The following is a 15,364-nucleotide window of genomic DNA, read 5'->3' on the forward strand; positions in this document are numbered from 1 at the left end:
TTTTGTTAGTTGAGCTTGAGGTAGGATTTTCCTGTTTCCCAAGTCTCGGAGATTTCGACCAATACAGCGGTCACGAGCCGCAGTAGCGAGTCTTCGTTTGGAAAGAGTCCGACGACCCGAGTGCGGCGTTTGATCTGGCTGTTGAGTGTTTCGCAGGCATTGGATGTGCGCAAGCGCTTGCGATGTGCCTCAGGCAAGGTAAACACGGCAAAACCTTCAGGAATGTTCTCTTCGGCCCAGGCTGCGAGCTTTGGCTGGTCTTTGCGATAAGTGTTGACGAAGTCCTTGAGGCGTTCTTCTGCGTGCTCCCGACTGTCTGCATTGAAAACGGCTCGCAGATCTGCCGCGACCTTGCTTTTGAGGTGCTGTTTGGTGATGTAGTTCTGGGCGTTCTGCTGAAGGTGGAACTGGCAGCGTTGCCACGGACTGGCATTGAACGTGGCTTTGAGGGCTGCCCTGAGACCTGTGTGTGCATCGGATGTGATCATGTCGGGAATGCCGATGCCGCGCTCCTTGAGGTCGGTCAGGAACTCTCGCCAATGAATCTCTGCCTCGGAGAGGGCGCAGGAGACGCCAAGGATCATGCGTTTGCCGTCGTCACGTCTCACCCCGATGGCTTTCAAGGTGGCGCAATCCCTTACAGTGCCGTCGATGCGGACCTTGTAGTAGGTGGCGTCGAGCAGCAGATAGGCGACTTCGGGTAGAGGGCGTGAACGCCATTTTTTGAACTCGGCATCAAGCTCAGAGGTGAGCTTGGAGACCTGTGCTGATGAAACGTCAAAGCCGCAAAGTCCCTTCATGACCTGGGTGACACGGCGTGTACTGACTCCCTGCACATACATGGTGGCGATGGCGGCCTTGAGTGATCGGTCACTGCGCGAACCCTTCTCAAGCAGTGAGGTGCGGAATGTCGTGTCACTGTCACGAACCTGGGGAACCTGCAGGTTGATTTTGCCTACGGCAGTCTGGAAGGACCTCGGCTTGAAACCGTTGGCATATCCATTGCGCTCAACGGCGTCCCTTTCATAGGGGGCGGCTCCGATGTGGTGGATGCGCTCAAGCAGCATGGCGGTGTTCATGAGGAGTTCAGCGATCTTTGAGAGACTGTTTTCGAGTCCGTCGGCGAGAAGAAGGTTGATGATTTCGTCGTTATGGCTAGGATGTGTCTGTTCGTTCATTGCTTTTGTTTGGTTGTGTTAGAACCTTCATTCAAAAGCATTGGGCGGACGCTGGCAACCCCTGAGGGGGGATGGCGCGCCGCCGCAACGGCAGCCGATTCCGCTACGCTCCATCGCCTGCCGTTGCGGCGGGGTCAGGGTATAGCAGCTTTTACAGACAAATATTTACACTACCACTTTAAGGAATAAACAAACTGAATGGATCTACCATTTGTTATTCATCGCTTCGCTATCTTTGGAACAAATCTCATCACCTCATTTTTTCTTTGAGGCAGTGCCCCAAGGATTAATTTGCCTCCCCCCCCAAATTTCTTCCATTCGGATTGGGCAAATTCAGCCAATGTCTTGGGATTACCCGTGCCTATGTTTTCAATAATTGGAAACCCTTCGGTTAAATCTTCACGTTCAAGATTACTGACAAAAATCTTGGCCACTTCTTTCACATGCATGAAATCTCTAACTTGATCACCGGTTGTCATTTTCATGTCCTCACCGGCCAGCGCAGCTTTGCGTAAGGACGGCCAGAAACGTGATTCTAGTTCACCTTCTCCATACACTTGGAAAATTCTAAGAATGAGCAGGCTAACATTTTGCTCATAAGCAAATGCATGAAAAGCAACTGATGCCGCTGCCTTCGAAGCAGGATAACTGCTGGTTGGCTCAAGGGGGGCATCAACAGGAATATCCACATACCTTTCTCCCGACTTTCCATACTCAAAACATGAACCCGCTACGATAAACCTCTTGAGCCCTGCGTTTACGGCGCGATGAAACAGCTTAAGAGGGTCCATTAGATTGTACTGCATACAATTCTCGATTGTATCATAAGGTACATTTGCTGAGTGGGCTGCCAGATGAACCAACACATCGCACTCAGCCATATCGTCTTCGTCAACATCCCTCAAAGCTTTGGTTAACCATGAGGGCTCACTTAGCAATGTTACGCGTGGTTGGCTTTCTTCACTGCGCCGCAATGCTACGATCTTGTGTCCGGCTTGATGGGCACAATTAATAAAATGTGAGCCGATGAAGCCGGTTGCTCCTGTTAAAAATATCTTCATCATTAAAATGGCGAGTTAAAATCCTCTAACTTTACATGTTTGCTGTCACGCTCGGAAATCACCGTCTCATTTCCATGCTTTGGCCATGTGAAACCAAAGCTATTCCATAAAACCCCTTGATCAGACTCGGGTGCATGCACCTCATCGGTTTTGTAAACAAGACAAGAGTTATCCTCGAGGCTGTAGAAACCGTGGGCGAAGCCAACGGGAACATAAACAACATGCCTGTTCCTTTCTGAAAGTTCAATGGATACCGCCTGGCCGTAGCTAGGGGATTGCACCCTGAGATCAAGCAATACATCAGTCACCGAGCCTGATATACAATAAATCAATTTTTGATGCGCATGAGGGGGCACCTGGAAATGCATGCCCCTCAAAACACCTGCCGCCGAAGTGGAGAAAAATTCTTCACGCAATTCAAAGTCTATGCCAAGCGCAGCAAGCTGATGATGATGGTAGGGTTTTACAAAATTGCCCCTTTCATCTTCAAAGACAAATGGCTTGATCACCTTGACTCCATTGAGTAATTCGCTGACTAATTCCATTACGTGGTTGTGCAGGCTTTGCTATTCACAAACTCAACAATGACATCGATCATATACTGAATCATTGCGTCTGTGAGTCCGGGATAGGTTCCAAGAAAGATCGTATGATTCATGATGCGGTCCGCACCGGGAAGATCGCCCACAACCCGCATCGCGTCCGGACGGTCATGCCGCAATTGTACAAAAGCTGGTTGTTTCACCAAATTACCACCAAAGAGCATCCTATTACCGATTTTCTTTTCATCCAGATGCCGCGCCAACTCCGTTCTACTGAACGGGGCATCCTCCTTAACCGTCATCTTGAAGCCGAACCAGGAACACTCCGTTTGGTGGCCTGAGCCATCCCACTCGAAAGTGCCATCATCTTTCCATGCTGTGGCATGGGTCGGCAGAGCAAAATCGATGTACTGATCCAGGCCAGCCAGGCCACGTCTCAATTTTTGCCAGTTGACCTTGCGGGCTTCAATAAACTCGGGAAGTCTTTTGAGTTGAACCCGCCCGATGGCGGCCTGAGGGTCCAGCGGTTTAACATTAAAGCCCAGATGGCTGTAGATATACTTGTGATCATATCCCTCGGGTAGTTCTCCCAGTTGCCACTGAAATCGCTTGCAGCAGGTGTCATCTTTACCGGAGGGGCACCAACAATCGCGGCCCCAGTCACGGAAGCTTTCGGCGTAGGTCTTCAACGGCGCCCTCCGGATGATATTCACGGAGCCGCCTTCACCCATGGTCAGGTGGTGCGGAGGATAAAATGACTGGGTTGATATATCGCCAAAGGTGCCCGTATAGGCGGTGAGGACACCGTTTTTCACATTAGGGTACACCCCGTCCCCAGCCCGTTTGGCAGCCAGTTTAAGCAGGTGGTCCAATCCCAGTTCCCCGGCCTTGTCCACCGGCAATGAATAGGTGCATCCCAGGGCATCGCAGTTATCCTCAATGAGCCACAGGTCGTGTTTTTTACAGAAGGCCAGGACAGCGCCAAGCTCGAAGGGGTTCCCCAGGGCGTGCGCAATCATCACGGCCTTGGTCTTCCCTTGGACATAGGCTTGTTCAAGATGGGTAACATCCACATTGCCGGTCAACGGTTTGGCATCAATGAACACGGGTACAGCGCCAACCTGTACGATGGGAGCCACCGTGGTAGGAAAACCCGCAGCCACGGTAATCACCTCGTCACCGGGAATGATACGCTTGTGCGCAGGGAGTTTGTGGGTTGTGAGCGCACTGATCGCCACCAGGTTTGCAGATGAGCCTGAGTTGACCAGCAAGCAGTGTTTCACCCCCATGAACTCCGCCAGCTCTTGTTCCATAGCGGCACCTTCAGGCCCCATGGTCAGCCAAAAATCCAAGGTCGAAGAAACGGCGGCTTCGACCTCATCTTCATCAAAGACTCGTCCCGCGTAAGGCACCGTTGTCTCTCCTGCGATGAACGGCGCGTGCATTGCATCCTGTCCAGGCCGGTTGGCTTGGTGCGTCATTCGGCTGTATTCCCGAGTTAACCGGAGGATTTCTTGTTTTATATCTTCTGCTGACATCTCTCGTGTATTAAATTGATTGGCTCCAAACAATGCCTTTTTCCCTGGCATCACGCACATAGGTATCTATTTGGGCCTTGGTGTAATCAGCGGGGTTTCCATGGACATCTGATTCCATATACCACTGCACTGTTTTCTTGATTGTCTCTTCAAACCCCCATACGGGCTGCCACCGCAATAGGTGGAATGCTTTATCAATCGCAAGGTTCAATTTGCCTGCTTCGTGGCGGGCGTCGGGGTCTGACTCATCGGACCATTCGCCCGGCAAGTGCACCAGGATTTCCTGCACCAGATCCGACACAGTTCTATTGCTAGTCAAATTCGGGCCAAAATTAAATCCTCCCAGCAAGGCTTCCCTTGGAGTGTTCCCACGCAAAACAGCATTACTTAACATCGCTGCGAGCCATAAATAGCCGGACAAGGGTTCCAGCACATGTTGCCACGGTCTTGTCGCCGTTTTATTTCGCACGGGGATCCGATCCCCCTTTTGAAGAGCTCTGATGCAGTCGGGAACAATCCTGTCCTGGGCCCAATCACCCCCACCCACCACATTACCGGCCCGGGCACTGGCAAGATTGACCTTCGAGGAGGCGGATAGAAACGAGTTTCTGTATGAGGCGATGACCAACTCGGCCGCGCCTTTGCTGGCGCTATAGGGATCATGCCCCCCCATGGCATCCTCCTCGCGATATGCGTGCAGCCACTCACGGTTTTCGTAACATTTATCAGTGGTAATTGCCACCACGCTACATGGGTGGTTAGAAAGTCGCACGGCATCCAGCAGATGCGCTGTGCCCATGACATTGGTAGCAAAAGTTTCCACCGGGATTTGATAGGAAAGCTGAACGAGCGGCTGGGCAGCAAGATGCAAAATAATATCGGGCCGGGTCTCTTTGACCAGCTCGGCCAAGCTCCCACGGTCCGCAAGATCGCCTCGGTGATCTTGCGCGATGCGCTCCGACAACTTCAACTGGTCAAAGAGCAGCTCGTGCGCCTGGGGAGCCAAGGCATAGCCTATAACCCTGGCATCCAGACCTAACAGCCATTCGCATAGCCACGATCCCTTAAAACCGGTGTGGCCAGTCACCAGCACTGATTTTCCTTGATAGACTCCTCCAAACATAATGATTACTCGTTGAGCCTAGTCCCAAAGTTTCCAAGGTGCCTTATTGTTCTGCCACATTTCCTCAAGCTGTGTTTTGTCACGTAAGGTGTCCATGGGGAGCCAGAACCCTTGATGCAGATAAATGGATAACTGCTCGTCCCTGGCCAAACCCTCCAAGGGTTCGCGCTCCAAAATCGTTGCGTCGGCGGCAATACGATCAATGACAGAAGGCTCGAAGACAAAAAATCCACCGTTGATCCATGAGCCATCGCCTTCTGGTTTTTCCTGGAATGCCCTCACCTTGTGGCCGGATAGCTTGATCGCCCCAAAACGGCCGGGAGGCTGCACCCCCGTCAAGGTGGCCTCCCTGCCTTCAGTCCGGTGGTGTTCGATGAGTTTTTTGATGTCTACATCGCCAACACCATCGCCATAAGTGCAACAGAATGTTTCGTCCCCGATATAGTCTTTCACCCTTCGAATCCGGCCCCCGGTCATCGTTGAATCACCAGTATCGACGATCGTCACCTTCCAGGACTCAGCACGCGCATGATGCACCTCCATGGAGTTATTGCCCATATTAAAAGTGACATCTGACATATGTAGGAAGTAATTGGCAAAATACTCTTTGATCATATACCCCTTGTAACCCGCGCATATGATGAATTCATTGATGCCTTGGGCACTGTAGATCTTCATGATGTGCCACAAGATCGGGCGGCCACCAATCTCCACCATCGGTTTGGGTTTTAAAGACGTTTCCTCCGAGAGTCGTGTCCCCAGGCCTCCTGCTAATATTACTGCTTTCATAAATTTATTCCGAGGTTACCGGCATCAAACCAGCCAGGTATGCGGTCCATCCGCCCCCGGATGATTCCGGGGGATATCGCACCTGAGGGCTGCAGCGGCAAGCGGCGATATACGGAACACCCAACGCGTAAAGCCGCCTCCCAAGGTTGAATAAGGACTTGCGCTCCGCAGGGTAATCATTTTTTCAACATGATGCTCGCGCGCGCTTTTTCCTCCTGACGAAACGAACCTTCCTCGATATTCGACACCCCTCTCTTCTTATCGTAGTCCATATCGAAAACATAGTAGTTCCTATCATGGAAGGTTACCTTCAAGCTGGTAGAGCTGGCGATTTCCCATTTCCAAATCCATTCTACACTACAGCGACCGTCCTCATAAAACTTTACATTATCTATAGCGGGCTTCCCTGAAAACTTATGGGAGGATCTCCACTCCCATTCTCCCGATGTCACGATTTTCTCGATCTGCCTCCTGGACAGCTTCGCCTTTTTTTCCGATGCGTCCTTCTTGTCACCTTGAGTCTCAGCGACATATTTTTCATATTCGGTCTTCACTTGCACGGCTCCTTCCAGGTCTCCTGATTTGGTAAGTTTTACCTGAAGCTCCTTGAGGGCATTGATATACTTGGCCGTCACCTCTGCGGAGATTTTCTCCCGCGAGGACTCATAGATTCGGTTCAGCCTGACCAGCTGTCGTGGCTGGTCTTTCTCAGCCGTCTTGTTGGTTCCTTTCTCCTCAGACTCGACAATGATAGCCCCCTCCAAATCGCCAGCTTGAGATAGCTTCTTTTTCAGAGATGCCAATGCTTGCATATATTTTTTTGTGAGCGGCTCCAAAGCCTCTACGTGGGCATCGGCATAGGCCTTTCGAAGTGAAAGCAACTCCTCCGGCTCATCAGCTCTGACACCATCGGCGATAATGACACCCACAGTGAAGAGCGTGATGAGTATTTGAAATAAAGACACCTTCATGATCTCGGTCCTGACAGGATACATGCTACCCATAAAATATAAATCGAAAAATCCACATCACGCCCGATGGCCCGGGCTTCTTCTACTGGCTAGCCACAGCCCCAATGACCCGCAACCAGGCCTCAGCCCAGTTATGCATATTGAAAGTCGCCTTCACAATCTTCTGCTGCTGCCCGCCAACTTCCGCGTTGTTTTCCAGGGTCTTCTGCAATGCGCCGGCCATGGCGATGTCATCGGGTGCACATTGCACGGTAGGCAGGTCCGCCAACCCGGCAACATTGGTGGATACCGTGGCCACACCACAGCTCATGCTTTCCAGCGCGCTCAGGGATGTGCCCTCCCTTCGCAGGGTGGGGATCAGCGTCACTACAGCACCATTATACCACGCAGGCATTTCCTCGTTTGGTACGTTTTCTGCAAAATAAACCTTTCCCGTTAATTCCCTATCGATAATCAACCGGTCAATCATGTCGATATAGGGACCGGGCCGCCTTTTGCCCAGCAAACACATTTCCAACTCCGCATCCGTTTCCGAAAGGTGCTTAAATGCCTTGATAGCAAGGTCAATGCCTCGATCCGCCACCATTTGCCGAGGAACCAATATCACTTTCCTGCCATGCAAAGATGCATGCCCCAGGCCTGGGCGGAACCTGGCACCGTCAACGCAGTTCGGGATGAACCACTTGCCGGGAGCCACCTCCTGGAAGCAATGTTCACCAGCTGGGGCATCCAGTCCGTGATAGCGCAGATAATGGGTGTCATTGACCACATGGGGAAACAGATCAAAACATTTTTTGGCGGTCTTCTCTCTACGTTTGTCATCCCATGTCTGGTTTTCCTGATGCCACTCGACACCGTGGGACAACACGATGGTCTTGTAGGCATGCCTTCGTTGCGCCCACGCATGCAAGGCATAATGAGCAATGATCACATCATATTGTTCCAGTTCCCTGGCATGTGCGAGGTTAAGGAAGAAATCAAACAGATGCGCTTCCGCTCCATGGATATAGCGCGGCACTACCCGCATGCGAAACACCGGTTTTACATCCTTGTCTGTCACTCCCCGGTCCGGCTGGAATACATCACCCTGGATTCCTTCGGCCATCAGGATCTTCTGAAGGTTCTCAATATAGACCTCCTGTCCGCCAATGACGGGTTTATAACAATGTGAGATGTGTGCCAGATTCATGATAACATCTGCCCTACCAGTTCCAGAATCCGGGACGATGTCTTGCCATCGCCATACGGGTTGACGATGCCTGCTCGCTCGGCCACAGAGAGCGCTAATAACTCGTCAGCCTTGCGGACGATCAAATCCGCGTCGGATCCCACCATGACTGCGGCACCGGCATCCACCCCCTCACTACGCTCTGTCACCTCACGCGCAACCAGGACAGGGATACCCAGAGTAGGCGCCTCCTCCTGCACTCCACCTGAATCCGTCAGGATCAGCGAGGACTTCGACATCATCCAAATGAAATCAGAATACTCAAGCGGGTTCAACAAACGCAGATTATCGATGCCGGCCAGCTCCGTTTCCACAACATTGCGGACGTTCGGGTTTGGATGAACCGGATAGACCAAGGTCTTATCCATATGACGCGAGGCAATCGTTCTAATGGCCTTGCAAATCTCTTTGATCGGCTCACCAAAACTTTCACGGCGATGAATGGTTATCAAAATGACTTCACGCTCAAAATCGATCATCTCAAACTTTTCAAAATAGGATTCCTCGCCGCGGCTCCTGATGATCTCAAGCCCCTGCAACAACGCATCCACAACCGTGTTGCCGACAACATGCACCCCCTGGTCAATAGCCTCACCGTTCAGGTTGTCCGCAGCTCCACGGGTCGGAGCCAAATGTAAACTTGTTATCTTACTGAGCAACACCCGGTTGGCCTCTTCTGGAAATGGTGAATCCATACGCCCGCTCCTGAGCCCCGCTTCAATATGGGCGACGGGCACCTTGTTGAGGAAGGCGGCCAGACCACCGGCAAACGCCGTACTGGTGTCACCCTGCACCAGAACGATGGCCGGCTGATGCTCGACAATCAGGGAACTCGAGCCAGCCAGAGCCTTTGCCGTCAACTCGGGCAAGGTCTGGTTCGGCACCATCAAACCCATATCAACGTCCGGTTGGATTTCAAAAAAATTCAGAACTTGAGCAAGCATTTCGCGATGCTGCCCTGTCGCCACGACAATGGTTTCATAGTGGCCAGCTTCCTTAAAGGAGCGTATGACCGGTGCCATCTTGATGGCTTCAGGCCTCGTCCCCAGAATGAACATTACTTTTTGTTTCATAAAATCTCTTCGTTATCTTAGAGCGCGCAAACCACGCTTCAGACCGCCCTTTTTGACAATCGTCTCCTGAATGCCCCCAACAGCGTTAACAAGTGCCCCCTGTCATGGTTATCAAGAATAAACAGATAACCCATCACCAGGGAAAGCCCCCCCCATAGAAACGACAAGGAAATATCTGTGAGCAGGTTAGCCCGCCCGATCAAGCCGCCTAACATATACAGGAGAGCAAATGCCAACATTAAGGAGATTACCGGTTTTAGAAATAGGTGCACTAAAGCCTTGAACGGAATTCTTGAATAGATGGCAAACCACTTCATACCTGAGAACAGCGCGCCTCCCAACATACTTAACAAATTCGCCGACAATAGTCCTATCAACCCGAATTGCTTTGCCAGCACCCATGCCAACCCAGCATACAGAATGACCTCCCACACTAGCAACCACTTCACCTTCCGAATTTCCTTAAAGATCGTCAAAGAATTAACAAATTGATAATGAGCCAGATACCGGAACGGAATTAATGAGATCAACAACACAGCCGTGCTACCCAATAGCATGTCCTCAGACGTCCAGAGCTCTACCACCCTGTTATTCCAGATCACAAACATGCCTGCACAAATCAAGGCAATGCTGATGGTGGCTTTGGTAATCAGCTTCCACCATACTCTAAATTGTACATCATTCCCCTCGCTGACCATTTTCATCAGCATCGGACTGGCAGACCCAGGGATGCGCTGCAATATGTTAGTCATCATACTCACCAACTTGAGGTTGACGGCAAGCATCGCCGTCTGCTCCAGAGTCAACAGATGCCCGCTGAAGAGAAGAAGGGAGTTCCCCATGACCACAGAAAACATGGCCGCGACAAACACATCCATTCCCAGGCGGAACACCGTTTTAACTTCTTCCCACTCGACCAATTTTATCTTAAACACCCCCACCAATCGGTATTTGAAGGCTTGTTTAATTAATAAATAGTTTGAGAACACAGAGACGGTCGCCATGCTGATCGGGTAGGCCCATAGTTGGGCACCAGATTTTATCGCTACTGTAAATGAAATCAGCTGAATCACCCCGGTGACCGCTGAAACTACATTCACATGTGCCAAACGTTGACCCGCGTAGAGTGCCGTTGAAAATATACTGAGGGCGTAGCCCAGAGCGTTCAGCAGACCAACCACTAAGAAGATCGCCTGCCCCAAGTCGCGTTGCTCCGGAGATAAATTAAAAATATCCGCCAAGAACGGTGCCAAGCCTAGGATCAGGAGAAGCATCACCACAGCCTGTGTGCAAAATACACACACCGAGGCCATCCACACCTTGTTATACTTTGCACTCCCTTGGGCCCGGGCATCAATCAACAGCCTGGCACAGGCGGAGCGCACTCCCACCTCGGCCAGCATGATGGCCATCATCATTTGGGTGATCACCGCAAACAAGGCGAAATCCACCTTGTCCAAGGCGCCCAACGCCAGTGGAATCATAATCAACTGGCATGCAGTTATGATCACCAATGACAACCACGAGCTCGCGATGGTTTTGGAAATTTGTGACTTGGCACTCATACTTCAAAGCCAACCGTATCACCTGTATGGCAACGGCACTTATTCCGGGATCACCCCACGGGGGTCGACCGGCAAGGTATCATTCAGGCTATAGTGAGAAATCACCCGGTGAGGGATTGATTGACTCGCTCCAGCGGGGCCGCAGCCAACATCAAACCCGAATGTGCGATTCCCCTCAAACACAGTATTGATTCCAGAATTCCCTATACCCACTCCCAATGAGCGAAGCCCTGAAGTATAGTCATGGCGCTCTACCTGCATGGCAATTACCCAGTTGTCCTGGATTAAGGCTCCATCCCCGTATGCGACAATACCGGCAAATTTCCTGGATAGGGGTGCCATCACAATGTTGCGACTAATTTCCTGATCCTTTGCCCAAGAACGAACACCCATTACTCCAAACGGTATGTCTTGGGCGGAATCTCTCGCTAGAATTATATTGGAATCAACCATCAACCCCCGTGACCATGGATGCGGCATTCTCTCCTTATAAGACATGACTCCAACGACATAACCCTTGATGACGTTTCCCCTGACCAGCGCATGCGTATTCATCGTAATCCCTACACTGTAGGCGATGTCGTCTGAGCCGGGTGGAAAATACCCTTCGATCAGATTGTTTTCGATGCGCGACAACGGTAGTGGCGTTGCAGTATCCAGATAGATATCCGCCCGCAACGGTATACTCATACCTGGATCAGCATTAATAATATAACCATCATTCACAAGGCTTACCCTTCGATTGATAGCATCATATGCCGTTACTCTGAACACGCTATCTTTTCCCTCAACTGTCGCTGTCGTGGGCGTGTGCATTATAATAATCTGCCCTGGCTCGAATGTAGTTGGAATATCCAGAACATCCACGGTCGATACTGTAACTCCGTCAGCTGGAGGAATAGTGAATGATGTCAAGGATTGGCTCATCCACCCTGCCCTGCCGTTATGAAAAACGGCTTCGATGCCCATTCGTCTAACGATGTTGTCCTGGAATATCAAGCGCTGTGGCCCTCCGATAACAGCGGCGTCCTTGAGGCACCCGCCAGGACTCGTTGTGGTATCCGTCATATCGGCCCCACCACCTTCAAAAACGTTCCCTTTGTAGATGGCGTCGCCGACCCACTGGGATATGTAGGTTTGCTGCCCTCCTCCCCATGCCGATGTGCTGTTTTCCGTATTAGCGCCAAATGGATTCAGGAGGTCACAGTGATAAAACCCTAACTGGCGCAAATGACCTCGACGATCAAATCCATTGGCTGTTATCATCAACGCCCCATGGCAGTTAATGAACTTGCAGCCATGGAACTTAACGTGTTCTACGATCCTAGAATCTTCAGCCACTAAGGAAATTCCATCAGCACCGTTAGGCTCACCACCTGCTTTTTCAGACAACGGTACGCTGTCTTTTTCCCAAGTCACGCCTCTACAAGTCAAGGATCTGAACGAAGCTATAGCTACCATGATATGAGCACGGGTGGGACTCACCGTGGAATATAATGAGGACCCAATATCACCTGAAAACACAATGTCGCGCCCTGCCAGATCACTTGCTCCAAAGGTCAAAATACGCCATAAACTGCTAATCGTATAATAATCACGAGTTAATTGATTTAAGCGGTATTGACCCGTAGGAAAATGCAGTGTGTTGTGTGTGTTTGATGCTTCCAAAGCCTCAAGGGCAGCCTGGATAGCCAAAGTATCGTCGGTGACTCCGTCTCCCACGGCGCCATGGTCCCGGACATTGATCGCCACCTCCCTGATCACATTGATTTGCTGGGAATCCTGGACTCCGGGATCATACGTCGACAGGTCCTGGAGCGTTACAACCACAGATTCACTCAAGCTCAACGATGAGCTGGCCAGGGGTTTGACCGGAATCACCACGGAGTTCTGGCCGAAGGGCATGGTTACCGTGCCGCTCAAGGATTCATAGTCAGAACCGGCGACGGCGGTGCCACCGACCGTGTAAGCCACCTGCAAGGCATCCAGACCTCCCGTGCGAATCAACTCAAATGCGCCGTCCTCCATGCGCGTGATATTGGCAACCGCCTCCTTCGCCTTCACCGAGACGACGTTATCAGCTGTCAGCAGCTCCTGCATCGCCAGCCAATCTCCCGGACCTAAAGGATCTGTTTTCTCGTGTTGCGGGTTATACCCAACCTGAAGTTCCTCCCAGTCCGTCAAACCATCACCATCTGTATCCACGTCCTCTACCAGGACACGATATTCACGTTGTGCGCTGTCAGTTCTCACTGAGGTCACAACCATGGGCTCTCCGGTTCCGGGGAGTGCTTCCCCATCGTATTCCCATTCGCTTCCGGGCAGCGCGGACCTACTTTGCAATCGATAGATTTTACCTTCCGAGGAACTCCAACTGATTACCAGACTCGCACCAAAACTGATTCCGGGCGCCCGCCAATGCGACTGGGCGTCAAAGGGGTCATAGCCCAGCTTGATTTCAGAAATGTCGCTAAGCCCGTCACCGTCTGTATCATGGGTGATTGATGCTGCGGCATCCTGTAAAAGCGTTGATTGACCGCTGAGTGCCACAACCCGGTAAAAACGATGTAAATCCCCCGTTTGAGCAGCCCTGGCAAGCATCATCCCGCCAGTGCCAATCATCACCCCGCCCTCATTCACCCAGCCTGTTGTAGACAGACTGGAAGATCTCTCAAGCTGATACCTCTGCCCACGGTAGCTTTGCCAGCTGACAAGCGCAGAGTTGGCGCTGTATTCCGTATGCTCGATACTCAGCACCGATCCACTATCATTGGGGTCCGTGCCAGCTATGCTTTCAAGCAGATTGTTCTGCCCATCAAGGTCCGGGTCGGCCAGTGGGTCGGCATCGACCACTTGGAACTTCCGTTCCCAGACATCGCTCATGCCATTTGCATTCTCATCAACAAGCCCACATACATTACCGACGGTAAGTAATGTGGTCATGAGAATGTAGTATCGCTTGATATTCACCTTATTTGTAGGTTTGAGGATCAACACCGCCTGCTTGACATCTGGCAGCAAACTAACAAGTTAACCGCAATCAGTTATTTGACCAGAGAAAACATTTCCCTGAAATTTTGCTGTACCGTGTCAGGATCAGAATGTGCGCGATATTTTTCCACCGTCAACCTTGAAGCCTCGCGACACCACTCGGGCGACTTCTCGCTAGCCTCCCGTATACAGGCCCGCAGAGCATCCACTTGCCAAGAGTCTGTCAGCACAGCACTCTCCCCGGGATCGGCCAGATCGACATAACCCACGGGTATCATGCCGACGCCCATCGTAGCCATGAAAGCGGTACCCATGCCAATATTGATAGGCGCATGCACTGAATAAACGGTCTTCTGCAGAAGTTTCTTTAAGCTCTTATGAAACGGCTTGTAGCGCCAGTGGTAAATGTAATGAATGTTAGGAGAAGCCAGCTCCTTCCTACAGTATTGCAGGATCTCTTCCTCCACTTTGCAATAGATATAGAGGTTCAGCTCAGGGGTTTTAGAAAATGCCTCAATCAGCAGATCCAAGCCCTTCTGTAAGTTGCCACTTGTTCCCCCGACATAGATGAAGTTCTTGCGGCCTTCAACATAGTTTCTATCCTCAATATTTACCTTAAATAGTTCATCCAAGTATGCCCCCAAGCCTGTAAAGTAGAATTTTTCTGCGTACGAGCCATATGCAGCAACCATTCTTGGGCAGTTGATTGAAAACAAGACGCCTGCCTTTTCATTCAAATACTCCAAACCTTCAATCATCTCGGTAATCGACCGCCGGTGCGCTTGCGGTTTTCGACCTCCATATTTATTAAAGAAGCGATTATACCGTTCATCTGATTCAATATCAAACACTTTCCAATATAAGCCTGATATATATTGATAGATGGGAGTTCCAGGAGCAAGTTGCTCAATGGTAGGTTTGCAGCTACCGCCGTGACCAATGAAAAGGTCATACTCCTTTGTCAACTTTATGGGCGTATTTTCTGCGAGCAAATCGACAACGTATCCATTGGCATTGAGTGCCTGGACAAGACCATAGATAAATCCTGAATTGTTGTATAGCTTGATATCCGGGTACTGCGCTAATGCTGTAAGCCAGGCTGATGGCCTCATCACCACCAGAACGCTTTTGTTTTTCCTATGGGGCGATTCAAAATGATCGATCCCCTCAAGAAACGGCATGGGCTTTTCGGCTTTCTTGTTAAGAGCCATAGTCATGTTGCGCACCTGACGCCCGAACCAAGTTGGCAAAACCTGGCTGAAAAGAATCAATAGATAGTTCTTCATAGGCTGAATCTTTTACGCA

The 15,364-nt window shown here is 50.9% G+C and carries 12 protein-coding genes; all 12 read right to left on the reverse strand.

What is annotated here, in order from left to right:
* Positions 1-5: 5 nt before the first annotated feature.
* Entirely contained in the window at positions 6-1,178 is a 1,173-nt protein-coding gene (locus tag H7A51_11115; protein ID MCP5536763.1) for an IS256 family transposase, read from the reverse strand.
* Positions 1,179-1,396: 218 nt separating this feature from the next.
* Positions 1,397-2,242, reverse strand: a complete 846-nt coding sequence (locus H7A51_11120) for an NAD-dependent epimerase/dehydratase family protein (protein ID MCP5536764.1) — start codon at positions 2,240-2,242, stop codon at positions 1,397-1,399.
* Positions 2,242-2,784, reverse strand: a complete 543-nt coding sequence (rfbC, locus tag H7A51_11125; protein MCP5536765.1) for a dTDP-4-dehydrorhamnose 3,5-epimerase — start codon at positions 2,782-2,784, stop codon at positions 2,242-2,244. Before rfbC ends, H7A51_11120 begins: the two co-directional genes overlap by 1 nt.
* Positions 2,784-4,319: a lipopolysaccharide biosynthesis protein RfbH gene (rfbH, locus tag H7A51_11130; GenBank protein MCP5536766.1), complete on the reverse strand. Its 1,536-nt coding sequence runs from the start codon at positions 4,317-4,319 to the stop codon at positions 2,784-2,786. Before rfbH ends, rfbC begins: the two co-directional genes overlap by 1 nt.
* A gap of 10 nt (positions 4,320-4,329) precedes the next feature.
* Positions 4,330-5,442, reverse strand: a complete 1,113-nt coding sequence (gene rfbG / locus H7A51_11135; protein MCP5536767.1) for a CDP-glucose 4,6-dehydratase — start codon at positions 5,440-5,442, stop codon at positions 4,330-4,332.
* An 18-nt stretch (positions 5,443-5,460) separates the two neighbouring features.
* Positions 5,461-6,231: a glucose-1-phosphate cytidylyltransferase gene (gene rfbF / locus H7A51_11140; GenBank protein MCP5536768.1), complete on the reverse strand. Its 771-nt coding sequence runs from the start codon at positions 6,229-6,231 to the stop codon at positions 5,461-5,463.
* 176 nt (positions 6,232-6,407) lie between these two features.
* Positions 6,408-7,226, reverse strand: a complete 819-nt coding sequence (locus H7A51_11145; GenBank protein ID MCP5536769.1) for a hypothetical protein — start codon at positions 7,224-7,226, stop codon at positions 6,408-6,410.
* 58 nt (positions 7,227-7,284) lie between these two features.
* Positions 7,285-8,391: a glycosyltransferase family 4 protein gene (locus tag H7A51_11150; protein ID MCP5536770.1), complete on the reverse strand. Its 1,107-nt coding sequence runs from the start codon at positions 8,389-8,391 to the stop codon at positions 7,285-7,287.
* A complete protein-coding gene (gene wecB / locus H7A51_11155) occupies positions 8,388-9,503 on the reverse strand; it encodes a UDP-N-acetylglucosamine 2-epimerase (non-hydrolyzing) (protein ID MCP5536771.1) in 1,116 nt (371 codons plus the stop codon). The genes H7A51_11150 and wecB overlap by 4 nt, the downstream gene beginning before the upstream one ends.
* Positions 9,504-9,541: 38 nt before the next feature.
* Positions 9,542-11,068 carry a hypothetical protein gene (locus H7A51_11160; GenBank protein ID MCP5536772.1) on the reverse strand — a complete coding sequence of 509 codons (1,527 nt, stop codon included), beginning with the start codon at positions 11,066-11,068 and terminating at the stop codon, positions 9,542-9,544.
* A 39-nt stretch (positions 11,069-11,107) separates the two neighbouring features.
* Positions 11,108-12,973: a hypothetical protein gene (locus H7A51_11165; protein MCP5536773.1), complete on the reverse strand. Its 1,866-nt coding sequence runs from the start codon at positions 12,971-12,973 to the stop codon at positions 11,108-11,110.
* Positions 12,974-14,112: 1,139 nt separating this feature from the next.
* Positions 14,113-15,345 carry a hypothetical protein gene (locus H7A51_11170; GenBank protein MCP5536774.1) on the reverse strand — a complete coding sequence of 411 codons (1,233 nt, stop codon included), beginning with the start codon at positions 15,343-15,345 and terminating at the stop codon, positions 14,113-14,115.
* Positions 15,346-15,364: the final 19 nt, after the last annotated feature.

This window comes from Akkermansiaceae bacterium, assembly GCA_024233115.1.
GTDB lineage: Bacteria > Verrucomicrobiota > Verrucomicrobiia > Verrucomicrobiales > Akkermansiaceae > Oceaniferula.

What these genes read in the sequence shown, in the direction of transcription:
- H7A51_11170 (MCP5536774.1), bottom strand. Translation starts at nt 15,345, where the DNA reads ATGAAGAACTATCTATTGATTCTTTTCAGCCAGGTTTTGCCAACTTGG.
- rfbH (MCP5536766.1), bottom strand. Translation starts at nt 4,319, where the DNA reads ATGTCAGCAGAAGATATAAAACAAGAAATCCTCCGGTTAACTCGGGAA.
- wecB (MCP5536771.1), bottom strand. Translation starts at nt 9,503, where the DNA reads ATGAAACAAAAAGTAATGTTCATTCTGGGGACGAGGCCTGAAGCCATC.
- H7A51_11150 (MCP5536770.1), bottom strand. Translation starts at nt 8,391, where the DNA reads ATGAATCTGGCACACATCTCACATTGTTATAAACCCGTCATTGGCGGA.
- H7A51_11115 (MCP5536763.1), bottom strand. Translation starts at nt 1,178, where the DNA reads ATGAACGAACAGACACATCCTAGCCATAACGACGAAATCATCAACCTT.
- rfbG (MCP5536767.1), bottom strand. Translation starts at nt 5,442, where the DNA reads ATGTTTGGAGGAGTCTATCAAGGAAAATCAGTGCTGGTGACTGGCCAC.
- H7A51_11165 (MCP5536773.1), bottom strand. Translation starts at nt 12,973, where the DNA reads ATGCCCTTCGGCCAGAACTCCGTGGTGATTCCGGTCAAACCCCTGGCC.
- H7A51_11160 (MCP5536772.1), bottom strand. Translation starts at nt 11,068, where the DNA reads ATGAGTGCCAAGTCACAAATTTCCAAAACCATCGCGAGCTCGTGGTTG.
- rfbC (MCP5536765.1), bottom strand. Translation starts at nt 2,784, where the DNA reads ATGGAATTAGTCAGCGAATTACTCAATGGAGTCAAGGTGATCAAGCCA.
- H7A51_11145 (MCP5536769.1), bottom strand. Translation starts at nt 7,226, where the DNA reads ATGTATCCTGTCAGGACCGAGATCATGAAGGTGTCTTTATTTCAAATA.
- rfbF (MCP5536768.1), bottom strand. Translation starts at nt 6,231, where the DNA reads ATGAAAGCAGTAATATTAGCAGGAGGCCTGGGGACACGACTCTCGGAG.
- H7A51_11120 (MCP5536764.1), bottom strand. Translation starts at nt 2,242, where the DNA reads ATGATGAAGATATTTTTAACAGGAGCAACCGGCTTCATCGGCTCACAT.